The 24044-nt window shown below is 35.1% G+C and carries 13 protein-coding genes and 1 riboswitch; of the genes, 9 read left to right on the forward strand and 4 right to left on the reverse strand.

Annotated features, from left to right (window positions below):
- The first annotated feature begins 86 nt into the window (after window positions 1-86).
- The 6 genes from ACLMCG_RS13720 (at window position 87) to pckA (ending at window position 9236) form a co-directional block, all read left to right on the forward strand.
- Window positions 87-2024 carry a putative porin gene (locus tag ACLMCG_RS13720; RefSeq protein ID WP_413959933.1) on the forward strand — a complete coding sequence of 646 codons (1938 nt, stop codon included), beginning with the start codon at window positions 87-89 and terminating at the stop codon, window positions 2022-2024.
- Window positions 2025-2036: 12 nt separating this feature from the next.
- The gene (gene bshC / locus ACLMCG_RS13725) at window positions 2037-3623 is read left to right on the forward strand and encodes a bacillithiol biosynthesis cysteine-adding enzyme BshC (protein ID WP_413959934.1); all 1587 of its coding nucleotides are present in this window, start codon (window positions 2037-2039) and stop codon (window positions 3621-3623) included.
- Window positions 3624-3661: 38 nt separating this feature from the next.
- Complete coding sequence (locus ACLMCG_RS13730; protein ID WP_413959935.1) at window positions 3662-5629, forward strand: LysM peptidoglycan-binding domain-containing protein; 1968 nt, start codon at window positions 3662-3664, stop codon at window positions 5627-5629.
- Window positions 5630-5700: 71 nt separating this feature from the next.
- Window positions 5701-6576 (forward strand): ACP S-malonyltransferase, encoded by an 876-nt coding sequence (gene fabD / locus ACLMCG_RS13735; RefSeq protein WP_413959936.1) that lies wholly within the window; start codon window positions 5701-5703, stop codon window positions 6574-6576.
- Between the two features lie 10 nt (window positions 6577-6586).
- The gene (locus ACLMCG_RS13740; RefSeq protein WP_223598489.1) at window positions 6587-7492 is read left to right on the forward strand and encodes a GYDIA family GHMP kinase; all 906 of its coding nucleotides are present in this window, start codon (window positions 6587-6589) and stop codon (window positions 7490-7492) included.
- A gap of 127 nt (window positions 7493-7619) precedes the next feature.
- Window positions 7620-9236, forward strand: coding sequence for a phosphoenolpyruvate carboxykinase (ATP) (gene pckA / locus ACLMCG_RS13745; RefSeq protein ID WP_079240179.1), 1617 nt, complete (start codon window positions 7620-7622; stop codon window positions 9234-9236).
- Between the two features lie 96 nt (window positions 9237-9332).
- On the opposite strand, the gene ACLMCG_RS13750 is transcribed toward pckA, so the two are convergent.
- The gene (locus tag ACLMCG_RS13750) at window positions 9333-9740 is read right to left on the reverse strand and encodes a type II 3-dehydroquinate dehydratase (RefSeq protein ID WP_223598490.1); all 408 of its coding nucleotides are present in this window, start codon (window positions 9738-9740) and stop codon (window positions 9333-9335) included.
- 244 nt (window positions 9741-9984) lie between these two features.
- A riboswitch (SAM riboswitch) is annotated at window positions 9985-10083 on the forward strand.
- A gap of 83 nt (window positions 10084-10166) precedes the next feature.
- On the opposite strand from ACLMCG_RS13750, the gene ACLMCG_RS13755 reads away from it, so the two are divergent.
- Both ACLMCG_RS13755 and ACLMCG_RS13760 read left to right on the forward strand, forming a co-directional pair.
- Window positions 10167-13100: a SusC/RagA family TonB-linked outer membrane protein gene (locus ACLMCG_RS13755; protein WP_413959937.1), complete on the forward strand. Its 2934-nt coding sequence runs from the start codon at window positions 10167-10169 to the stop codon at window positions 13098-13100.
- 17 nt (window positions 13101-13117) lie between these two features.
- Window positions 13118-14611, forward strand: a complete 1494-nt coding sequence (locus ACLMCG_RS13760; protein ID WP_413959938.1) for a RagB/SusD family nutrient uptake outer membrane protein — start codon at window positions 13118-13120, stop codon at window positions 14609-14611.
- Window positions 14612-15214: 603 nt separating this feature from the next.
- On the opposite strand, the gene ACLMCG_RS13765 is transcribed toward ACLMCG_RS13760, so the two are convergent.
- From ACLMCG_RS13765 to ACLMCG_RS13775, 3 genes are read right to left on the reverse strand one after another with little or no spacing between them, the layout of a single operon-like run.
- Window positions 15215-21928: an RHS repeat-associated core domain-containing protein gene (locus ACLMCG_RS13765; RefSeq protein WP_413959939.1), complete on the reverse strand. Its 6714-nt coding sequence runs from the start codon at window positions 21926-21928 to the stop codon at window positions 15215-15217.
- Between the two features lie 5 nt (window positions 21929-21933).
- The gene (locus ACLMCG_RS13770) at window positions 21934-22401 is read right to left on the reverse strand and encodes a hypothetical protein (protein ID WP_413959940.1); all 468 of its coding nucleotides are present in this window, start codon (window positions 22399-22401) and stop codon (window positions 21934-21936) included.
- 6 nt (window positions 22402-22407) lie between these two features.
- A complete protein-coding gene (locus ACLMCG_RS13775; RefSeq protein WP_413959941.1) occupies window positions 22408-23277 on the reverse strand; it encodes a cell wall anchor protein in 870 nt (289 codons plus the stop codon).
- A 374-nt stretch (window positions 23278-23651) separates the two neighbouring features.
- Here ACLMCG_RS13775 and ACLMCG_RS13780 point away from each other — a divergent pair, with 374 nt between their 5' ends.
- Window positions 23652-23975 (forward strand): DUF6660 family protein, encoded by a 324-nt coding sequence (locus ACLMCG_RS13780; protein WP_413959942.1) that lies wholly within the window; start codon window positions 23652-23654, stop codon window positions 23973-23975.
- The last annotated feature ends 69 nt before the right edge of the window (window positions 23976-24044 follow it).

Below are 24044 nucleotides of genomic sequence, written 5' to 3' on the forward strand. Positions count from 1 at the left end.
CTAATAAAGAATATCTCAAACCCCACATTTCTTGTGGGGTTTTTTATGTCCTTTTATTTCTTATTTTTGCTGTACAATAATGAATAATGAAGTACATCCTTTTCATACTCTTCTCTTTAAGTTTTGTAGCCAAGGCTCAGGTCGTTAATAAAGCTGATACAAAGCCTCAATCTAAAAAAGAAGACACTCTTGTAATAGATTCCGGGAAAAAAGATTCCCTGAAAATTTTCAAGCCTACTATTAATGATTATCTGTATCAGACTCAGTTTTCTGAAAAAAAAGTTTTTGATACAGTAATGACTTTTGATAAAACCTATATCTTTTCACAACAAAATAATAAAGATAATTTTGGGAGAGTACAGACTGCCAATATAGGATCAGGATTCAATCCTCTTGTATTTGAGGTAAATGATGAGCAAAATCTATCTTTACTGCCATCCAATAAATCGTATATGATCATTGGGGCCAATGACGTGAAATACTATGATGTAAAAACACCTACTGCTACATTTGTTTATCATAATGCAATGCGAAACGGGGCGGCTTTAACATCTACTTATACCCAGAATATTGGGAAAAGATTCAATTTTGCTCTTGAATATATGGGACTTCGTTCTCAGGGACTTTACAGAAACTCATTAGCAGCTAATAATAATACTTTATTTTCAGGGCACTATATTTCAAAAAGTGGTAACTATGAAATCTTTGCCCACTATCTTCATCAGAATGTAAACAACCAGGAAAGTGGAGGTATTACAGAAGATAATCTTTTTATGAATGGTGACAGTAATTATAGCAACAGGCAAAATGCTCAGGTGAATCTGGCATCCAGCAGCTCACAGTTTTCTTACAGAAGATACTATCTGAGCCACCAGTTCACTCCATTCAATTCCGGGAAATTTCCTTTCAGCATAAGACATATTATTTCTCATCAAGGGAATAAATATTATTATAACCAGTCAGCTTTAGAATCTTATTGGTATGATGCTCCTACTGAATTGGTTGATGGTTTCCCATTAACTACAAAAAAATATTCTGAAAACTTCAGCAATACGGTAAGCTTGATTTTTAATAATGAGAAATTCAAACTTGATGCTGGTGTACGTTATCAGATGATCAAATTGGGAATAAGAGATGTTGTTGCCCTAAATGGTGTTCCTTTTCCTGGTGAACTTAAAGAAAACAGAATCGGAGCGGTAGGAAATTTACAGGTAAAACTTTGGGATAAAATCCAGCTGAATTCATTCCTTGAATTTTCAAACGGGAGCCAGTTTAAAAGCTACCTTAAAACAACCAATAATCTGAAGTTTGAACCTATTAAAGATTATTTTGTCAATGCTAAAGTAAACTTTCAAAGTGCTTATCCTTCATTCAATTATTTGTTGAATACTTCTGTTTACAATAATTTCAATTATTATCTTGAAAATGCAAAGAACCAGTCTGTAATGGAAGTGGGAGGAAGCATCAACTTGAAATGGTTTAAAACAGAGATTTTTGCCAACTATTTCAGAATAGATAACTTTACTTATTTTGATAACAACGGAAATCCGAAGCAAAGTGATAATTCTGTGAATATCTCTCAGATCGGAGGTGATGCTACATTCAACTTCAATAAATTCCATTTGAATACAAGGGTGCATTTCCAAAATACTTTAACGAATAAAGAATTGCTTCCTATGCCAGGTTTTATTGGTAGAGCTAATTTCTTCTACCAGACACAGGCATTCAAAAAAGCAGCAGAAATTCAGGCAGGTATTAAAGTATATTACTTCTCTAAGTTTGCATCAAGAGATTATTTCCCTGTTCTTAACGAATATATCCTCCCAAGAGCAGATTCATTTTCAATTGGAGGACAGCCTATTGCCGATATCTATATCAATATGAAAGTGAAAAAGATGTTCTTTTTCATAGAAGGTCAGCAGATAGGAACTGTTATTTCCAATAACAAAGCATATGCATTTCCACATTATCCGGTATATGATTTCAGATTGAATATCGGGATCGTGTGGTATTTGTTCAACTAAAAACTGTACAGGTTGAAAACAATAAATAAAATATCATTCAACGATATAGAAAGTATTCCTCAATTGGTAAAAGATTTTTTGACTCAGAAAATTGAGGGTTTTGAAAATAATACATTTTCTTTAGATCATTTTAAACAACAGATTCATCTGAAAAAAGACTCTTTTTCATCAGGAAAGAGAGAAATTTTATCAGAGGTGTTCGAAAACCAGCTTTCAAGCTTATCACTTTCTTCAAAACAGAGAGAAAATCTTGAAAATCTTAGACAACCTAATACATTTACCATTACAACAGGACATCAATTGAACCTGTTTTCGGGGCCTGTTTTCTTTGTCTATAAAATTCTCCAGACGATAAAGACATGTACCTATCTGAAAGAAAATTTCCCGGATTTTAATTTTGTTCCGGTATATTGGATGGCTTCAGAAGATCATGATTTTGCAGAGATCAATCATTTTAAAACCGAGAATAATTATTACGAGACCAATGAGAAATCAGGCGGTCCGGTTGGAAGAATTCAAATCGGCGATACCTATTTTATTTCTGAATTTGAAAAAGAATTCAAAGACTCTATTTTTGGAACCGAGCTGATTTTAATGATGAAAGAAGCTTATAAAGCTGGAAACACTTTAACGGAAGCTATTAAGATTCTTGTCAATCGTCTTTTTTCAGAATTTGGGCTTTTGATTCTGGATGGAGATTCTAAAGAACTTAAAAATCAGATAAAGGAGATCTTTAAAGATGAACTTCTTCACTTTGGTTTACAGAAAACATCTAAGAGTAAAGTAGATTTTCTGACAGAGAGATATGGGAAGGTTCAGGTAAATCCTCGCGAGATTAACCTATTCTATCTTTCTGAAACCAGAGACAGAATAGAATTTAACGGACAGAAATACATCATCGTAGATAAAACGATTCAGTTTACAGAAGAAGAAATACTGTCTGAATTGGAAAATCATCCGGAAAAATTTAGTCCTAATGCTTTAATGCGGCCAGTGTATCAGGAAAATGTACTGCCGAATCTGGCTTATATCGGAGGAAATGCCGAAATCATGTATTGGCTGGAACTTAAAGACTATTTCTCAAAAATTAATATTCCTTTTCCTATACTTATCCCAAGAAACTCTATGCTTTTCCTGAAAGAGAAAACATTAGGGAAAATTGAGAAACTGGATCTTAAAATAGAAGATTTTTTCCAGAATTTTACCGTACTTACCAATCATAAAATTTTAAAAGACAATCCGATTTTACAATTACTTGATGAGAAAGAGGAATTGTTGGTTAGCAATTTTTCTGCATTGAGAGCTTCAGCAGAAACAACCGAAAAATCTTTCGGAAATATGGTAAAGGCAGAAGAAGTACGACAATTAAAATCATTTAAAAGAATGAAAAAACGTCTGCTTCATGCTGAAAAAATAAAACAGAATGAATTGCTGGAAAGACTTGAAAATCTGTTTTTAGATGTTCATCCCGCAAAAACATGGCAGGAAAGAGTGTATAACTTTAGTGTATTCTTTTCAGATTATGGCTATTCGTGGCTTGAAAATTGTTTGGAAGAAATGGTGGTTCAAGATTCAAAATTAATAATTGTTGCCATTTAATTTTAAAGAAGTATTTTTGTAAATTATAATTATCGAATATGATAAAGAGGTTTTTTATTCTATCCAGTTTATGTATGGTTTTGGGAGTTTCAGCCCAGAAATCACATACGGTTGTGCAAGGTGACAATCCTTACAACATTGCAAAAAAGTATGGAATGACTGTAGATGAATTGCTGAAGCTAAACCCAAAACATAAAGATGGCAAACTGGCGATCGGAGATGTTTTAACTATAAAATCAGATAAAGCAGCTACTCCGGTTGTGACAAAATCGGCCCCAGCAGAAAAAGTAACTTCAACAACAAGTACTTCTTCTCTGGGTAAAATTGTTTTACAGCCAAAACAAACGATTTATGGCATTACAAAACAATACAGAATTTCTGAAACTGATTTGAGAAAGCTGAATCCTGAACTGGATTCTCATATGAAAATCGGAGATGAGATCACATTACCTCTTGCCAGCATTAAAAAATATGGAGGTGAGCAACAGGCTATAACAGCAGAAAAACATGCTGAACCCGCTGTAGAAAAAAACATAACTACAATTACACCTACAACGGTTACTACTGCTGTAGAAGGAGAATCTTATGTGATACAGGCTAAAGATAATTATTACAGAATTACAAAACAGTTTGGCATCAGCCAGCAGGACCTTTATGCTTTAAATCCAGGGTTGGAAGAAAAAGGCCTTAAACCTGGTGAAACCATTAAAATAAAAACATCCCACACTAATACAAACACAGATAGCGTTGCTGAGCCAACAAATCCAAAAGCAAAAATGGATTCAGGTAATGAGAAATCAACTACCTCTTCTAATGTTGCTGCAGGAGATGATTATGTAACCTATACCGTTCAACAAGGAGATACTGTATTTTCCATCGTGAATAAATTCGGTGTTTCTATCGATGAACTTATTGCTCTTAATCCGGACCTTTCTCATGGGTTGAAAACCGGAATGGTTTTAAAGATCAAAAAGCAGGACGCAGCATATATTAAGAAAAACGGTGATGCCCTTAGTGTGATTCTAATGCTTCCTTTCGGATACAGTACAAACGAAACTCAGTACAGAACAATGGCACTTGACTTTTTAACAGGAGCTAAACTTGCTATTGAAAGAAATGCCAGAGGTGGACAAAAACTGGATATCAAAATCGTTGATTCAGGAAATGAAGCGTCATTCAAAAACTCTTTGACGCAAATCAATCCAGATAATACAGATCTTATTATAGGGCCTTTCTTTAAATCTAATGTAATTGATGTTCTTGATTTTACCAAAAATCAGAAAATCCCTATTGTAGCACCATTTGCCAACACTCCGGAATTATATAACTACAGTAATCTTATTATCGTTGAAACCAACAATCAGACGTATGCTGATAAGATTGTAGAAGAAGTAAAAGGAATTTATTCTGACCAGAAAATATATGTAGTGGCAGATGCTAAGAAAGAAAATGCCAATTACATCAAAGCAGGGCTTGAAAAAGCGGTAAAAAACCCTAATATTATTATTGTCAACTCTCCGGCAGATATTCAGCCCGACCAGAATATGATGACAGGTCAGTCTGCACCGGTTATTGCCATTCTGGCCAATGATGATAATGCAGCAGGAGATGCTTTTGCCAACAGAATTATTGCTATTTCTAAAGAAGTACAAGGAGTGAAAGCATTTAGTATGTTCTATTCTCCGACTTTTGAGAAAAAAGTTGACGAGCTGAGCCAGGCAAGTCTGGTATATCTTATGGACAGAAAGATCAATACAGAGGGTGGTTTTGAAAAAGAAATTCTGGCTGCTTACAAAAGCAAATACTGTAAAACTCCTCCAAAATATGCTATCGTAGGTTTTGATGTAGTCAACGACATGTTAACCAGAGAAAATAAAAAAGGCGAGATCTTTAAACAGATGAATAAAGTTCAGACTCAGCTTGCTACAAAATTTGAGTTTGTAAAATCTAAAGCTAATGGTGCTTATGTAAACACCGGTTACAGAGTAATCAGGCTGGTACCTTAACATGATTTATAGCTCTTTAAAAGAATATTGTTAACATTATAGTTATATTTGCATAATATTTAATTCAATACATGAAAGCACTTGTATTTCCAGGGCAGGGTTCTCAGTTCGTAGGAATGGGAAAAGAATTGTATGATTCTAGAAAAGATATTAAAGATCTGATGGAATCTGCCAATGAAATTTTAGGTTTCGACATTCTTTCCATTATGTTTAACGGAACGGATACGGATCTTAAAAAAACAGAGGTTACCCAGCCTTCAATATTTATACATTCAGTAGCAGCATTAAAAGCCGTAAACGGTCTTGGTGCTGAAATGGTTGCAGGACACTCTTTAGGAGAGTTTTCAGCCTTGGTTGCCAACGGAGTTTTATCCTTTGATGACGGTTTGAAATTAGTTTCCGAAAGAGCAAAAGCCATGCAGGACGCTTGTGATGCCAATCCAAGTTCTATGGCTGCTATCTTAGGATTAGATGATGCTAAGGTTGAAGAAATCTGTGCACAGATTAGCGGAATTGTAGTTCCTGCAAATTATAACTGTCCGGGGCAATTGGTGATCTCAGGAGAAACACCTGCAGTAGAAGAAGCTTGTGCAAAATTAAAAGAAGCAGGAGCTAAAAGAGCATTGTTATTACCGGTAAACGGAGCTTTCCATTCACCATTGATGCAGCCTGCACAGGAAAGACTGGCAGCAGCTATCGAAAAAACAAAATTCAGAAAAGCAACGATTCCTGTATATCAGAATATCACTACAACAGCGGTAACAAATCCTGACGAGATCAAACAAAATCTGATCGCTCAGCTTACCGGTCCTGTAAAATGGACACAATCTGTTCAGAATATGATTAAAGATGGTGCCTCTAACTTTGTAGAAGTAGGACCAGGAAAAACCCTTCAGGGATTGATCAAAAAAATTGACGGATCAGTAGATGCTGCTTCGGCAATCTAATTAAAAATATATGAACGCGATATTTTCACCGGGCAAGCTTATGCTTACTTCAGAATATTTCGCAATTGATGGAGCTCTTGTCTTAGCGGTACCTACCAAGCTGGGACAAGAGTTTTTCTTTGAAGAAAAAGAAGATGACAAGTCACTTATTCTTTGGGAAGCTTATCATCAAAATAAACTCTGGTTGAAGGCTGTCATTGATTATAAAAACTGGCAGATCTTAGAAACCAATATTCCATCAAGCGCTGAATTTATTCTTAAAACATTAAAGAATGTTCAGCAGCTTTCTAATATTAAATTCAACTCCAATTTTACTTATCATTTAAAAACCAATCTTCAGTTTCCTGCAGATTATGGCCTTGGAAGCAGTTCTACTTTGATGAACAATCTTGCAGAATGGGCAGAAATTGATCCTTTTCATCTTAATACCATTAGTTTGGGAGGGAGTGGATATGATATCGCAGTTGCAAAAGAAAAGTCTGCAGTTCTTTTCCAAAGCAAACCTGAGATTAAATATGAGAAGGTAGATTTCAATCCTACATTTAAAAATGAACTGATTTTTATTCATTTAAATCAGAAGCAGGATAGCAGAGAAGGAATCAATTTTTATAAATCAAAAAAGAAGTCTCCGGAATTGGTAAATGAATTTTCAGATATCACAAAAAAAATAATGTTATGCAATGAATTGGAAAAATTTTCCGAATTAATGATAATTCATGAGCGTAAAATTGCTAATTTTCTTGAAATATCCACAGTTAAAGAAAAATTCTTCTCAGATTGCCCTTCTTTTGTCAAAAGTTTAGGCGCATGGGGGGGAGATTTTGTAATGAGTGCCAAATTTGGGGGCTTTAAAGACTATTTTTGGGAGAAAGGTTTTACAACTATTTTTGAGTGGGAAAATATAATTGATTTATAATCAAACCCTTACGATCCTGTTTTTTTATTTGTCATTCTGACTTATATCAGTATATTTAAACCACCTTTAACAAATAATTAATATTATTTTTGTTGAAGTCAATAAAGAAATAGAAAATATAAGTAAAATGAAAAACACTAAAATCATCCAGGATTTAGAGAAATTAGGGATTAAAGGAAACTATGAAGTAGTGTACAATCCTTCTTATGAAGAATTATACCAGGCTGAAGTTTCTTCTGAAAATCAGGGATTTGAGAAAGCTGAACTTACAGAATCTGGCGCGGTATCAGTAAAAACAGGAATTTTCACAGGTCGTTCACCTAAAGACAGATATATTGTTCAGGATGATGTTACAAGAGATACAATTTTCTGGGATGGTAAAGTAAACTTACCTACTACTGCAGAAATTTTCGGGTCTTGTAAAGAACTAGTGCTGAACCAGCTTGCTGAATCTAAAAAGATTTATGTAGTAGATACATTCTGCGGAACGAATGCAGATACGAGACTTAAAGTAAGATTTATCGTTGAAGTAGCATGGCAGGCGCATTTTGTTACTAATATGTTTATTCGTCCTTCTCACTATGAGCTTGAAAACTTTGGTGAACCTGATTTCACAGTAATCAATGGTTCTAAAACAATCAACCCTAACTGGGAAGCTCAAGGATTGAATTCTGAAAACTTCATCATGTTCAACCTTACTGAAAAACTACAGATCATCGGAGGTACATGGTACGGAGGTGAGATGAAAAAAGGGATGTTCGCGATGATGAACTATTACCTTCCATTAAAAGGGATGGCTTCAATGCATTGTTCTGCTAACGTAGGAGAAAAAGGTGATGTAGCTTTATTCTTTGGTCTTTCAGGAACAGGTAAAACTACTTTGTCTGCAGATCCGAAAAGATACCTTATCGGTGATGACGAGCATGGTTGGGATAACAACGGAGTATTCAACTATGAAGGTGGATGCTATGCTAAAGTTATCGACTTATCAGAAGAAAAAGAACCGGATATCTTCGCTGCCATCAAGAGAGATGCACTTCTTGAAAACGTTGTTGTGAACAATGGAGTAGCAGATTATACAGACGGATCTATCACAGAAAATACAAGAGTTTCTTATCCAATTTATCATATTAACAAAATTGTATTACCATCTAAGGCTGGTCATGCGAAAAAGATCGTTTATCTTTCTGCAGATGCATTCGGAGTACTTCCTCCGGTTTCTATCTTGAATGAAGATCAGGCTCAATACCACTTCCTTTGCGGTTATACATCAAAATTGGCAGGAACAGAAAGAGGAATTACTGAACCTCAGCCATCTTTCTCTCCGGCATTTGGGGAAGCATTCCTTACATTACACCCAACAATGTATTCTAAAACATTGATCGGTAAAATGCAGGAACATGGTGCTAAAGCTTATTTGGTGAACACAGGTTGGAATGGCACTGGAAAGAGAATCTCTCTGAAAGATACAAGAGCAATCATTGATGCAATCATTGATGGTTCTATCGATAATGCTCCTAAAACTCAGGTTCCAATTATGAACCTTGAGATTCCTACTGAATTGCCAAATGTTTCTACAGGTATTTTAGATCCTAGAGATACTTACGAGAGTGCTTCAGAATGGGAAGAAAAAGCAAAAGATCTTGCTTCAAGATATATCAAGAACTTTGAACAGTACTGTGATACTGAGGAAGGTAAGAAATTAGTTGCTTCAGGACCTCAATTACAGGAACAAACTATCTAATAGTTATTAATAGCATACAAAAAGCCTCATCATTGATGAGGCTTTTTATTTTTTATATATGCTGTGCAATCTATAGGAAGAATATAAATCGAAAAATTATTTTAAACTTAATAAAGCCAATCTATATCCGTCCATTCCAAAACCAGATAAAACTGCATCCGTATTAGCTGCTGTCACAGATTTCTGCCTGAATTCTTCTCTTTTGTAGATATTACTGATATGAACTTCAACCTTTGGTTTTCTAATGTTTTTCAAACAGTCAGCTATTGCATAAGAATAATGGGTAAAAGCTCCTGGATTAATCACGACGGCATCAAAGTCATCTTCCTGAAGCCTGTTGATAAGCTCTCCTTCAATATTTGACTGATAATATTTTAATTCATGAGATTGAAACTCGGATTTTAAAATTTCCAAATAGCTTTCCATAGAAACATTTCCATAGATTTCAGGCTCTCTGGTGCCTAACAGGTTGAGGTTAGGTCCGTTTATTATTAAAACTTTCATACTATAAAATTAAAAACTTTTTTTAATTAATGATCAAAAATTTCAGCACAGATTACTTTTTATTCAATTGGATTATTAATAATGATATTTGTCATATTTAATAAAATGATAATGGAGGCAACTCCTTAGTGTAATGGGTTTTATTAAAATCTTATGTTAATTTTTGAAAATTTATCATGAAAAAATAATAAGTCTACTTGTTTTGTAGACTAAAAGTTTTTAGCTTTGCAACCATATTTCGATCGGCTTATAAAGAAAGATGGAGGGAACTGACCCTATGAAATCTTGACAACCTACCCATTGGGCAAGGTGTTACGTTCAGCCTTTTAAGGAAAAATAAGCATTTGGTTTGTCGTATTTATCGATGCCCTTTGCTGACTTTTCTGCAAAGGGCAAAATTTTAATATATGATAAATAAAATTGATTATGATTAGCAAAAACTTATTCACTTCAAAAGCCTGGATTCCTCCGGTTGCTGCATTTTTTCTGGGAGTTACCAGTGTACATGCGCAGAATTCCAAGCCGAAAAAGGATAGTCTTCATGAAAAAGAAATTGACGAAGTTGTAGTCGTAGCTTATGGAAAAGCTAAGAGAAACAGCTATACCGGTTCCGTTGCTACAATTTCCAGCGATAAAATCAATAACAGACCTGTAACCAACATTACTAAAGCATTGGAAGGGCAGGTTGCCGGGATTCAGACGACCAGCTCTTCAGGGCAGCCTGGTGCGGTTTCTACCATTAGGATCAGAGGAATCGGTTCAATCAGCGCTTCCAGCGATCCGTTATATGTGGTAGACGGAATTCCTTTTGACGGAAATATTAACTCTATAAGCCCAAGTGATATTGAATCCATCAGTGTTTTAAAAGATGCTACAGCAAGTGCGCTTTATGGATCAAGAGGAGCAAACGGGATTATCATCATTACCACAAAATCAGGTAAAAAAGGAGAAGCGAAAGTTAATTTTAATATCAGTCAGGGATTCTCAGGAAGAGCTGTAAAAGATTACGAACAGGTAAATACAGATCAATACTTTCAATTATATTGGGAAGCTTTGAGAAACGGATACCAGTCTGGAAAAGTGTCTTCTCAACAGGCAGCTCAGATGGCAACAGACAATCTTGTATCCACCCTTGGGATCAATCCATACGGAACTGCTTATCCAAAACCAGTAGGAACAGATGGAAAACTATTACCAGGTGCATCACCACTTTGGAATGACGACTGGAGAGATATCCTGCAGAGAGTGGCTTCAAGAAATCAGGTAGATCTTGATATCAGCGGAGGAAGTGAAAAAAGTAATTATTTCTTTTCATTGGGATATCTGGATGATAAAGGGATGGCGATTGAATCAGGATTTAAAAGATATAATACCAGATTAAAGATCAATTCTGAAGTAAAAAAATGGCTGAATGTTGGGGTGAACTTAAGCTATACAAACAGTATTCAACAGGCGCCGACTTCTTCAGATTCTAAGGCCAGCAATATCATCAATGCCGCAAGATTTATTCCTTCATTCTATCCTTATTATGAAAGAAATGCAGACGGAACTTATATTCTGGATGCTGATGGAAATCCGATTTATGATTTTGGAAAGTATAGACCTACCAATGCGCTTCAGAATCAGAATGCAGCTGCAACTCTGCCATTAGATAAAAACGAAAATAAAGAAGATAATTTCTCAGGAAAAGGATTCATGGAATTCACTTTCTTACCGGAGTTGAAATTCAAAACGAGTTTTTCTGTTGATTTGGTGAATTATAACGGACATTATTATTCGAATCCATTGCTGGGGCAGGGCGCTGAGATTGGAGGTTCAGTAACGAAAACCAATACCAGAACACTTTCTTATACAACCAGCAATATTCTGACATACGATAAGAAATTTGGGAAGCACCACGTAAATGCTCTGGCAGGACATGAATTCTATAAATACGATTATCAAACTATTTCAGGAACAAGAAGTCAGTTCTCACTGCCTTATTACTATGAGCCGGATGCTGCTTCTCTGCTTGGAAGTTTCAGTGGAAACAGTAATAAATTAAGTTTATTGAGTTTCCTTGGTAAGGTAGAGTATGATTATAACAATACTTACTTTTTATCTGCATCAGGAAGAGCAGATAGTTCTTCAAGGTTTGCGAAGGATAACAGATGGGGGAGATTCTGGTCTGTTGGAGGTTCATGGAAGATTTCAAATGAAGAATTTGTGAAAAGCCTGAATGTCTTTAATCAATTGACATTGCGTGCCAGCTACGGAGGACAAGGAAATGATAAATTACTTAGACCTAACGGGCAGCCGCTTTATTATGCTTATCAGGAGTTGTACAGATTTATCAGCCTTGGTGGAGAACCGGGAACAACCCTTGAAAAAACGTCTACCAATAATGTAAAGTGGGAAACGAACCTTAATTTGAATGTAGGATTGGAGTTCGCGATTCTGAATAACAGGGTTAAAGGAAATATCGAATACTTCAAAAGAAAAAGCCAGGATCTTCTGTTTAATATGCCGGTTGCGCCGTCGTTGGGAATCAGTGATTATCCGGCGAATATCGGAACAATTCAGAATACAGGATTTGAATTTTCATTATTCACAACTCCCGTTAAGAATGATAATTTCCAGTGGAATGTAGATGTAAACCTGAGTACTTTAAATAATAAAGTGACCAAATTACCAGGAGGTTCTCTTGTGGTAGGAAGCAAGTTATTAACCGTAGGAGGTTCTGTATATGATTTCTTTATTCCGGAATGGGTGGGTGTAGATCCAAGCAATGGAAAGCCATTGTGGAAAACGGTCTCTACAGATGCCAGCGGAAATTCAGTTGAAGGAACTACTTCGGAATATTCAAAAGCTACAAAACTTTTACAAGGTTCCGCATTACCTAAACTGACCGGAGGTATCAGTACAAGTATTACCTATAAGAATTTTGATTTTTCAGGATTACTGACATTCAAAATCGGTGGGAAAATTCTGGATACCGATTATACTTCCATTATGCATAACGGAAGTGCGGGAGGACGTGCCTGGAGTGCAGAAATGTTGAACAGATGGACTCCTGAAAATCCTAATACAGATGTTCCAGGATTGAGCACAACAACGAATAACTGGACCTCAACGTCTTCAAGATTCCTATACTCCGGAACGTATGCAAGACTTAAAAATGTAAGCTTAGGATATACCCTTCCGGAAGATTATTTTGAGAAAATAGGATTGAAAAAGTTCAGAATTTATATCCAGGCAGAAAACCTTCTGACCTTCTACAAACATAAGGGAATGGATCCTGAGCAGGCGTTGGACGGAACAACGTATTACAGATATCCTGCAATGAGAACGATCACTTTTGGTCTTCAGGCAACACTTTAACCTTTAAAATTGAAACAATGAAAAAATTAAAATATCTATCGTTTGCTCTTATCGGATTTTTGTCGCTGGCAAGTTGTGAAAGTGAGCTGGATACTGCTCCGACTGATCAGGCCAGCAGCGTAGAAGTTTTCAAAACAGCCGAAAGTGCCGAAACAGTGGTGAATGGTACTTGGGCAAAATTTAATAATGATGGAACAACCTATGCCAATATCGGGTATTCCACTGTTTTAAGAGCTAGTGATGCCATGGGAAGTGATGTAGCGGTACTGGCCAATAAATATGGCTTTGCTTCTACCTATGCTTTTACAGAAATGGTGAACAGTACGGCAAGCAGACCTTTGTTCATCTGGACGATGTTGTATTCAACCATCAATAATATGAATAATGTTATTACAAGAATTGATGGAACAGAAGGAAGTCAGGAGAAAAAAGATCAGGTGAAAGGACAGGCAAAAGCATTGCGTGCTTTCTGTTATCTGAATCTGGCGAGCTTTTACCAATTTAGCTATCTGAAAGATAAGTCAGCATTGACAGCTCCCATTTATACTGAACCTTCCACCACAAGCACGGTAGGGAAGAAAAGAGCAAGTCTTGAAGAAATCTATACATTGATTAAAAGTGATCTTATCGATGCCGATAATCTGTTGAAAAATTATACGAGGAACAATAAGGATAAGATCAACCGTTCTGTTGTGAACGGACTTTTAGCAAGAACTTATCTGAATACGGGTGAATGGAGCAAAGCTTCAGCATCTGCAAAAATTGCAAGAGAAGGTTTTTCTCTAATGGCTCCGGAGAAATATAAAGATGGCTTCAATGATATCAATAATGCTGAATGGATCTGGGGACATGCACAGACCCAGGAACAGTCCGATGAAAGTTATGCCTTCCATTATCTGGATGTTTCTTCATCAGGAAGTTATTATTACAGTTTTATGGCGGATCCTTATTTTAAAGATCTTTTTGATACCAATGACATCAGATACCAGTTGTTTTCATGGGACGGGCAGAAAGGAAGAGAAGGATTGCTGAGGTATGCCAAGTTTAAATTTAAACCCACCCTTATTGCGGACATTGTTTACATGAGAGCGGCTGAAATGTATCTGATTGAAGCTGAAGCTGAAGCCAGAAACGGAAATGTTTCTCAGGCAGTAACAGTCTTAAACCAGTTGAAATCAGCCAGAAATGCCAATATTTACAATGGTTCGTTATCACAAAATGAGGTTGTAGCAGCAGTTTTGATTGAAAGAAGAAAGGAATTATTTGGAGAAGGGTTTTCCCTTTCAGATATTATCAGAACGCAGGGGACAGTAGCAAGAAAACCGTTTGTAGATGCTGATGGCAAACCTATAAAAGTTCAGATCACTACACCAGAAGGAACAGTGAAAACAGTAGACGGTAAAGGGCATTCTGTTCTTGATTTTCCAGATAAATCTGCTTTCACTCCAAATAGCAATTATTATTTATTCAGTATTCCACAGAGAGAAGCTGAAAACAACCCAAACTTATAAGGAGACCTACTTATAATTAGATTTGATTTTTTAAGCCACTGCGATTGCGGTGGTTTTTTATTTTTAAAACCTATAAAAGACAAAATCAGAATAGGAATTTCCCTATTCTGATTTAAGTATATTTAAATTATTAATGAATTAGTCAATCTTTTTCAGGGTTAGTCAATGGGATGAAACCCATAGCTTACAAATTTATAGTACATTCTAATCAACCAGTAAAAGTTTGATAAGTAAAAAAATAAACAAAGCTATAGGAAACCAGAGGATAAAACCTGTGAGCACGTAAGCTATTTTATATTCAAAGTCATTAAATTTTATGGTATCTAACCTTTTTTTTCTGATAAAGGCAAAAAAGGGTATTGTTAATATAATGAAAAAGGCATATTTCACCAACTTATTATTCGTTGAAAATCCCAGAATAGTAGAAATTTTATTGATTATAATAAATACAAAATCTACACTTTGAGGGATTAAAAAAAAAGTATAGAGGAATGTATAGATAAAAAAAACAAGAATGCTATTCATATAAGCATCACTATCAGTTTTATTTCGCTTTTTTAAAAACTGATAGATCATAAAAGGTATAAATAAAAAGTATTTCATTTAGTGTGCAAAATTAAGCTTTTGATTACTAATTAAGGGTTTAATGGTATTTTCGATACTCTTGTACATGGCTTTTCCTAAAGATTTTCCTCCATTAAAATATTTGTCGATTGCGCTCCCTATTTGACCATAAGCAAAATCGGAAAAGCCTGAAGCGTCTGAAAAAGCTAACCCCCAACCTACAAATGTGGTAGCTGTACCTCCTGTTCCGATTACAGATACTGTAAGAGCTGTAGAGGTAACCAGCATTTTTAATATGCCACCAGTCGTTGGAGTTTCGATATAATCTGTTATTGCGGTCACGACAGATGCAGCGCCTAAAAGTTTTCCTGCTTTTCCTACTATTTTTTTAAATTGTTTTCCTGCTTTTCCTAAATCATCAGCATTGGATACAAACTCTAAAATAGATTCTTTTGTTGCCATATTTAACCCTAATGCATCAAGTACGGTTTTAATCTGTTCATAATTTGTTTTTTTAGGCTTCGGGCCATTTTCTGGTTTATGTTTAAGATAGTTAAAGGCTGTAACTATAAGTCCTTGTCCGGCTCCTACCCAGAAGTTTCCACCTCCAAGTACAGAACCAACACCTCCACTCACAGCTCCATTGAATAGAGCAAAACCGTCGCTTCTTAGTATATTATTTTCTCCTACATGTTTTACAGCCAGATCTAACAAATCATTAGACGCGCTTGCAAAGGTTCCGCTTAAAGCTCCGCTCCAGAAGTTTCCTCCCTGCATGTAAGATAATGTCCCTTGGGCAATGGCATGAGCTCCGGCCTTAGCAATAATAGTTCCAGCCTTTTCTAAGCTTTCTGCTACTTTAGTTCCTGCAAGGAAAACATCTCCAATGGCACTGCTGATACCTGCTGAGGTCAGTGACATCACTACAGATTGGAACATATTCCCTATGTTTATAGGCCTGTTCAGGTAATAATCTGTTGCAGTAGATGTAAATATAGCAATTCCAATCGCAATTAATGCATCATCCCATCCCATGATCTCTCCTGTAGGGTCGTTAAACATCAGAGGATTGTTCATTACATAGCCATACTTATTATAATTTTGAGTATTATAAGGATCCTGAATAAATTCATCGGCATTTAAGAATCTTCTTAATAATGGATCATATAACCTTCCATTCATATGGATGATACCTATTTCTGCAAAATGCTCATGGCTGGTATAGCCGCGATCTATAACTAGATCCTTCGACAAGTTCAGAATGATATTTTGGTCACTAATGATGGCTCCGTTTCCTATTTGAAGATGGGTGAAACTACCCCATGCATCAAAGTGTCTCTGTTCCAATTTGTTTCCGGTTTCATCACTGATCGCCAGAATACTTCCAATATAATCCTTATGCAGGAATTTATATGAACCGGTATTCTCTGTAAAGTTCTTTAAATATACAATATTAGATTCATACGGGTTCCCACCAATATAAATAAGATGTTTTTCCTTTCCGGTTGTATTATCTTTTACCACCTCAAAGCTCCCATCCTCACTATAAAACTTAGTGAACTTACCATCTCCATCAATGCTGAAATTATCGCCATAGGTTACTCTTTGTCTCATTGAAGTTAAGCCATACTGGAAGGCTGCGTCTCCCTTCACTCCATCAATAAATACAGGGTCATTGTTTTCATTATAAGTAATGGTTTGTATTAAATCATTATTATAATTTTGTTCTCCGGCTGCATTAAGGGTCATTCCGGTAGGCTGGTAGATCTTAGCAGAATTTTCAAACTTGATCGTTCCTACCTGATCGTTTTGGGTAATTCTTCCTTTGATGTCATAGACATTTCTGTTCGTCGTTGGCTTGATTCCTGTTACCGGATTTGTCCAGTTTACCAAACGGTTATTATTATCATAATCAAAAGATTCATTAATATTAAAATCTCCTCCTGTTGTTCTGCTCTTCAATTCATTTTTGATCGCATCGAATGAGTAGGAGAGTTGCAGAATGCCTGGTTTTACCTGTGAGGAATGATTAACATTTGTTAGGAAACCATTGTCATCATAGATATTGTTAATATCTGCTGCTCCTAGTTTAGATTTCAGGACCTGTCCTTTGGCATTGGTTTCTTTAAGTTCCCACAATATCTTACCTGATAACTTATCTTTAACCTGATACAACTCACCGCTCCAAGCGCTGTAAACATTCTCAATCTGAACTTTAGTAAGGACGCCGGAAGAATAGAGTTGCTTTTCATAAGAGGTTACTCTGGCTTTATCATCATAAATAATCCCTTTTTGGATAAAATATTTTCCATTACTGCTTTCGGATGAAGATAATAGTCTACCCTGAGGGTCATACGAAACCTTTGAGCTATAAGCTTTTCCCTTAGATGTTCCGAATTTTGAAATTATTCTTCCTTTGTCATCATAAGCAAAAGAAATTAGTTTATTAGTGGCTTGGCCTCCATCAGTTGCAGAGATTTCCTTTTGAGAAATCAACTGCCCTAAGTTATTATAAGTGTACTCCTTAGTCCCCTTTGGGCTTATGGTCTTTTTAAGTTGTCCAAAGCCATCGTACTCATACTGATAGGTTCCGTTGGATGGATCATTAAATTCTGATTTCCTTCCCCAAGAATCATATTTAGTAGTAACTGCATTTTCTGCATATTGAGCTTTAATCTGCTCTCCTGCAGCGTTATAAAAAAAGTTGATCGTTCCTCCCATATCAATGCTGGATATAATATTTCCTAAAGCATCTGTTGTTTTGGAGGTGGCTCTTTCATAGCCATTTAATTCTTTTTCTGTAATAGTGTTTCCTGAGATGAATATTTCTGTCTGTTTTCCATTAAATGCTTTACTTGTCACTTTAGCAGGGAAGAATATATCATTATAATAAATCGTGTTCCACTGGGTTGGATTTTGCCCTTCGAAATAAGGCTCGGATTCATTAAGTTTTCTTCCAATACCGTCATATTGAGTCTGTTTGGAAATATATTTCCCCTGTCCAAAAGATTTTGTAGATGTTTTATAATCCTGTCCCCATTTGTTTGTATATTTTTTAGAAATATTGCCATCGGGATCATACTGAATCACTGTAGAATTATATTCTTTGTCTTTTATATATTCATAACTGGTAATTCCTGTAAGGTTAGTTTTGGATTTTACTAATTTTCCCCAACTGTCATACTCATTGGTAAGTACATTTCCAAGTGCATCAGTTTGCTTTTCAACCAATCCCCAGTCATTATAAATAATGTTGGTTTTTAGCCCCAGATTATCAGTTTTCTCAACCACAAATCTTCCCAGATTATCATATTTTGATTCAGTTTTTTGTTCCTGAGAGTCAGTACTGTTGCTTATCGTTTTCTTTGTGATGTTTCCAAACCCATCATGATTATAACTTTCTAATACATATTCTGTATTTTCTCTGTTCCATATTTTCAGAGATTTCAACAGATTACTATCATAAGTATATTCTTCCTTAGCAGATTTGATATCTCCATATGCTTGAATAATATCCGTTTTTACACTTGGTTTTCCAATACTATAATTATTTCCGGGTGTTGTATTAGGAGGGTAATATTCCAGTTTGGATGTTAAAATAGAAAACCCATCATTGATATTTGTTACAGATTTTTTAGGTAAAAATAAGTTGTCATATTCTTCTACAATATGAATTGTTTTTATGTTTTTTAAAAAGTCCTTTGAAATCGTAACGGTTGGGTTTATTGCCGTTACAATTTTATTCTTATCAATATTAGAAACGTTCGTAACGAGTGTTCCGTTTAAAAGTTTATCAATTTTGTAGTTATATTGCTTGAAGGATAATAGCTGATTGTTGTTTAATGAAATATCTGAAGGAAAAGCTTCTGATTCATATGCAGTTCTTATACTCCATTCCTTGCTAGGTAAACCTTCGTTTATTGGATCTATCTCAGAGCCATTCCAGATTTTCTTATCATTCATAAGCCATTCTGTAAAAAATACAGATCTGGCAGTTTGTCTGAAACCGATCATTCCTTTTCCATGAAGATTTCCGATGAGATCTCTATAGCGGAATATTTGTTTCCTCCCAAGTTGCGTAAGTTTAGAAACGACATAATAATTGAGGTTTTCTATAATATTTACAAATGGATAAGTTACTGGATTTGTACTGTAAAGAGATTTATAAATAATTCCATCATTCACTAGTTTCGAATATTCTATATCAGTTTTTATTCCTGCCTGGGTTATGGATTTTATTCGGGAAACTACATTCAGTTTATTGCCCAAATCCCAAGTGATTAGTTTTGTCTTGTGAATAATTGCAAATTCAGTATTAATCTGTGATAGACGGAAAGAACCAAACAAAGGAATGTAATGCTCACCATAACCGGAAAAATTAAGATCTTCACATTCCTTACAGTCAATTTCTTTAGGTAAAATAGTGTAGGCTCTGGTAAAAATAGGTTTTCCATGATTGTCTATTGCGTCATTTTTGAAATATTCAAATCCATAACTTGAGCTCCAGTCATTCCAATTTGCCTCGCTACGGGCAAATACCTGTGATTCAAAAACAATAAAATCACTTTTCCCATCTTTATTCAAATCTGATGTAGAATAAGTTCTGGTAATATTTCTATTTTTTCTTGGAGCGCCCTGCCAGCTTGGTTCATATAAGTATAAATTAGAATAATAATGTTTTATAAATCCTTTACCTGTAGATATATATAGTCTCCACTCCCGGGAGCCTTTGGCAATAGGAGCAATAATATCTGTTTTTCCATCTCCATTAAAGTCACCAAAATACAACCTGTTTAGAGATTCCAAATTTGAATCAAAGAGCTTATTAAAAGCATTATTACTTAATGTATAAACAGAAATTTTATTTTCATCAGGTATATACAGATCAGATTTACCATCATTATCAACATCGGCAATAACTATTCTGTCATAAGAATTGACGATAATTAATTTGCCGTTATCATCATACTCGGTGAACGTTGTAAATAAAGATGTTATATTCCTATTTAATCCTGTTTTCAGATCAATGTAAAAGTACTCATTTTTTGTTTTTGTATCAGTATTGCCACTACATTTAGAAGTTGTAGTTTGATTTAAAGAATATAGTATTTCTGATATACCATCTCCATTAAAATCACCTTCTTTAACTTTTTGAAAGTATTCTAATTTATTGATGGAACAATTACTTGTACTATATTCATAAGGAGCTGAGGTAACAAGATTGGGGTAGCTAGACACATCTAATTCGTTCGTTGAAATAAGACTAAGTGTATTATTTTCTTCCAAAGCATATGTTCTGAATTGTACCTTTTTATTCTGATAATCTATTTCTGACGTTACTATAGCTTGTCTAGAGGTGATTTTATTTTCTTTGGGTATATTTACTGCTCCAACTATTTCTCCTGCAAAATTAATATTTACAAAATTTCCTGTCCCATCTAGCCTTCCAAGCATTATGGTATTTCCTCTTACGAAATCCACTTTTCCATCTCCATTAAAATCTCCCGAGATAATATTATCCCCAAAAATTTCATCATATCTGTCATTTTGTTGGAAAATATTGGTTACTTCAGGATCGACTTCATTTTTAAAAACGATAGGGTTAGCAGCTTCATCCTTAGAGTTATATTCTGTTATTTTATCAATAAACTGATAATTACTTGCATCTTTCGAATAATCAATACCATATCTTTTAAATTGATTTCCGTTTACATTGACATTAACTCCCGACAAAAGCTTATTTTGGACAAAATATTGACCTTGTAAGTATGATTGTTCTCTAAAAGCCCTGTCAATATGATTAAATTCTATGTTATTAAAATGAGGTTTGCCCAGTATTTCATTACCTCCCCAGGATATTTTTTTTAAAAGACTGGTATTGGCATCTGTTGCAATTGTACAGTCCAGTTGTCCAGTCATTATATCAATGGTGCATCCACCTCCGAAATATTGCTTATCATATTCATAAGTAAGATAGTTTCCTTGAGTATCTTTCCATTTGGTAATATTATATTCAGTGAGTGTTCTGCCGGTATCAATTCCATACCAAGCTTGGGAGCCATCTTCAAAAGTTACTTCAAAATAAAGCGGTCCATTTTGCTCCGGATTATTTCCTGTCGATTTAATTTTAATGTTAGAGTATTTCTCAGTGACATATTCTGCTCCATCTTTTCCATATTCACCAGATTTCAAAATTAATCTCTGACCATTGAAGCTGTAATAGTCGGAATAGTCTAATTGAACTCCCTTAACTTGTCCATCTTTCTCAATCGTTTTTCCTGTTCTGGAAATGGAAGTAATTCCGGTTAGGGTCCATCCGTATCCTGCAATTCCGTTTCCTGCCCCGCTGGTGTAGACAAGATTAATCTGAGGTGCTACACTTTTCACTCCCGGAGGTAAAGCAATCGGTAAAGTAAACTGTAGCTGACCGCTACCATTTACTTCGATACTTCCTTTTGTATCGTGAAATTTGATACTATCCTCTTTTGTTCCCGATGGATTAGTTGCGCCCGCATTTGAATCTGCAGGACCTCCTCCCGGATTCTCTGTCGCCGGACCTATCTTGGCTACAAAAGGATTAGAAATGGAGGCTTTAGCTTGAAATCCTGGTGCTAACACCACTGTTTGAGGATCCTGAACCGTTCTTGAGGTGTTTTCTGCCTGATATAGTATGGTCTGTGAAAAGCCCATTACTGACCATAATGACAGTATGAATGATGAAAATAATTGTATTTTCTTATCGTAAAGCTTCATTATTCTTATCGTTTGGTGATGTTTTTACTGAAAATTCTGCCGTCTTTTAGCGTGAAGCGCACAACATATACTCCCCAGTCATAACTTGTCATATTAATTTTAACCTGGCGGTTTAAGTCTGGGATATTCTGTTGCTGGAATTTCCAATGAACCGTACTATGCTGATACAATGAAACGGATTCTATTAATCCGTCCACTTCCTCTGTCCAGTCTATGGTAAGGTAATCATTAACGGGAATGGGATACAGACGTATTTGTTTCAAGAATGCTTTTTCATCAATAACAGCAACTTCTCTTGTAGTGGCTGCTACTTTTGACTCTTTTGAAACAATTTCTTCGGCTTTTTTTGCTGCAGCATCGATTCCTCTGTATCTCTGGTTTCCAGCTTCGTCATATTTGAAATAAACTTCGGTTTGGGAAAAGCCGAAGAATCCTATCATCAGTGATGATAGTGAGAGTAATTTTCTTTTCATTTGTGGTTATTTTTGTGTGGATAATAATTTCTGAACCTGCTGCTCAAGCTTTTCAATTTTAGCAGATTGGGCTTTTAAAACTTCATTTTCATCCTTAAGATGTTTCAGCTGTTCTGCCTGTTGCTTTATTTGTTTATTCTGATCAATTGAGTACAATGTAAGTTCTTCTATTTTTTGTAATAGTTTGATCTGGAATTCGCCTACATTTACACCTTCTTTTTCCATTACTTTAGCAGAAACAATTTCAGGAAGGTGTTTTTTCTCTTTGATGTGTTTTTCAACTTCTTCTAATTTTGGGAGATTGTATTTTTCATCAAATACAAAATCAGCAGTAGGAGTTAGGGTTACTTTTAATTCTTTGGCTTCAAGTTTACCTTGTAAAGAAGCATTTCCATTGGGTTTAATGGCAAGTTGTACTTTCTTGTTTGTAATAAAATTAATCGCTCCAAAATCCGGGGTTGTAATCTCATTTTCAATATTAAAGTCACCATAAGTTCCATACCTGAAGCCACTGCCTGAGTAGGTAGAATTTACTTCCAGATTAGCAGTAGTACTATTATATGCTAAACTGACTATAGCACTACCACCGGTTTGTCCTATAGATGTAAACTTTCCCAGAGACAAATTTTGGTTATTTATATTATCCTGAGCTACATGCAATTTAGCGTCGGGACTTGTAGTTCCTAATCCCACGTTTCCATTAGGCTTAATCCGAATGCTCTCAATATTGTTAGACTTTAAAATTAATGGTTGGTTATCTGTAGTTCCAATAAAATTACTGGATGAATTTGTCCCTGAATTTCCTGTGATATTCCAGCTTTGTGCGAAAGTAAATGATGATACTAACAGTGCAATCGAAAATAATTGTGTTTTCATAATTATTAATTAATTTTTTTTGTAAAAATATAATCGCAGGGCGGCAATTGGTGTCGTGTTTAATAATAATTTTATTATCAATTAATAAAATATCCCTGTTGATTTTTCAATTTGCAAATTTATAAAAATATGTTATTTATTTTATTAATTGTTTTTAATATTAATATTTTTTAATATAAATTAGTATGTATTGTATTTTATTTAATAAATATTTTGTTTTATTGTTTTTTATTGTTGTAATTATCTATATGGTGGATTTTTTTTAACTAAAATTTATTCTGTCAAACAAACTGAAGCTAAAATTTATACCTTTTTATGAGCCGCTTATGTAGAGAAAGGTCCTAACTTTAGAAAAAATCTCTACCTTTGTAACAATGAACCTCTTAAGATGGATACTGGCAATTTATTTCATGGCACTCTCATTGATGCCATGTGAAGACACATCCCATCCATTGAATACAGGTGGTAATAAGATTTCATTAAGTATTAATAGTACCCATTCTACAGAAAAAGGAGATATATGTTCTCCATTGTGTGCCTGTAGCTGTTGCCAGATGACAGTTTCAGCATTTAAGATGGATCCACTATTGGAAATTCCGAAGCAGATTCCTGCTTACTTTTCAAAGAAGATCCTATTCCACAAAAACGACTTTGCCTATCAGATTTACGATCCTATCTGGCAGCCTCCTAAAATTTAATTTTTATTGACTTTTAGAAAGTTATGCTTTCTAATACTTAACTGTGCTTGAAACTTTGCAATACCATTG

The organism is Chryseobacterium sp. S90, assembly GCF_047444895.1.
Classification (GTDB): domain Bacteria; phylum Bacteroidota; class Bacteroidia; order Flavobacteriales; family Weeksellaceae; genus Chryseobacterium.

Coding starts and splice junctions, on each gene's coding strand:
- ACLMCG_RS13775 (WP_413959941.1), bottom strand. CDS start 23,277: ATGAAAACACAATTATTTTCGATTGCACTGTTAGTATCATCATTTACT.
- ACLMCG_RS13750 (WP_223598490.1), bottom strand. CDS start 9,740: ATGAAAGTTTTAATAATAAACGGACCTAACCTCAACCTGTTAGGCACC.
- ACLMCG_RS13780 (WP_413959942.1), top strand. CDS start 23,652: ATGAACCTCTTAAGATGGATACTGGCAATTTATTTCATGGCACTCTCA.
- ACLMCG_RS13755 (WP_413959937.1), top strand. CDS start 10,167: ATGATTAGCAAAAACTTATTCACTTCAAAAGCCTGGATTCCTCCGGTT.
- fabD (WP_413959936.1), top strand. CDS start 5,701: ATGAAAGCACTTGTATTTCCAGGGCAGGGTTCTCAGTTCGTAGGAATG.
- ACLMCG_RS13720 (WP_413959933.1), top strand. CDS start 87: ATGAAGTACATCCTTTTCATACTCTTCTCTTTAAGTTTTGTAGCCAAG.
- ACLMCG_RS13740 (WP_223598489.1), top strand. CDS start 6,587: ATGAACGCGATATTTTCACCGGGCAAGCTTATGCTTACTTCAGAATAT.
- ACLMCG_RS13765 (WP_413959939.1), bottom strand. CDS start 21,928: ATGAAGCTTTACGATAAGAAAATACAATTATTTTCATCATTCATACTG.
- ACLMCG_RS13730 (WP_413959935.1), top strand. CDS start 3,662: ATGATAAAGAGGTTTTTTATTCTATCCAGTTTATGTATGGTTTTGGGA.
- ACLMCG_RS13760 (WP_413959938.1), top strand. CDS start 13,118: ATGAAAAAATTAAAATATCTATCGTTTGCTCTTATCGGATTTTTGTCG.
- ACLMCG_RS13770 (WP_413959940.1), bottom strand. CDS start 22,401: ATGAAAAGAAAATTACTCTCACTATCATCACTGATGATAGGATTCTTC.
- pckA (WP_079240179.1), top strand. CDS start 7,620: ATGAAAAACACTAAAATCATCCAGGATTTAGAGAAATTAGGGATTAAA.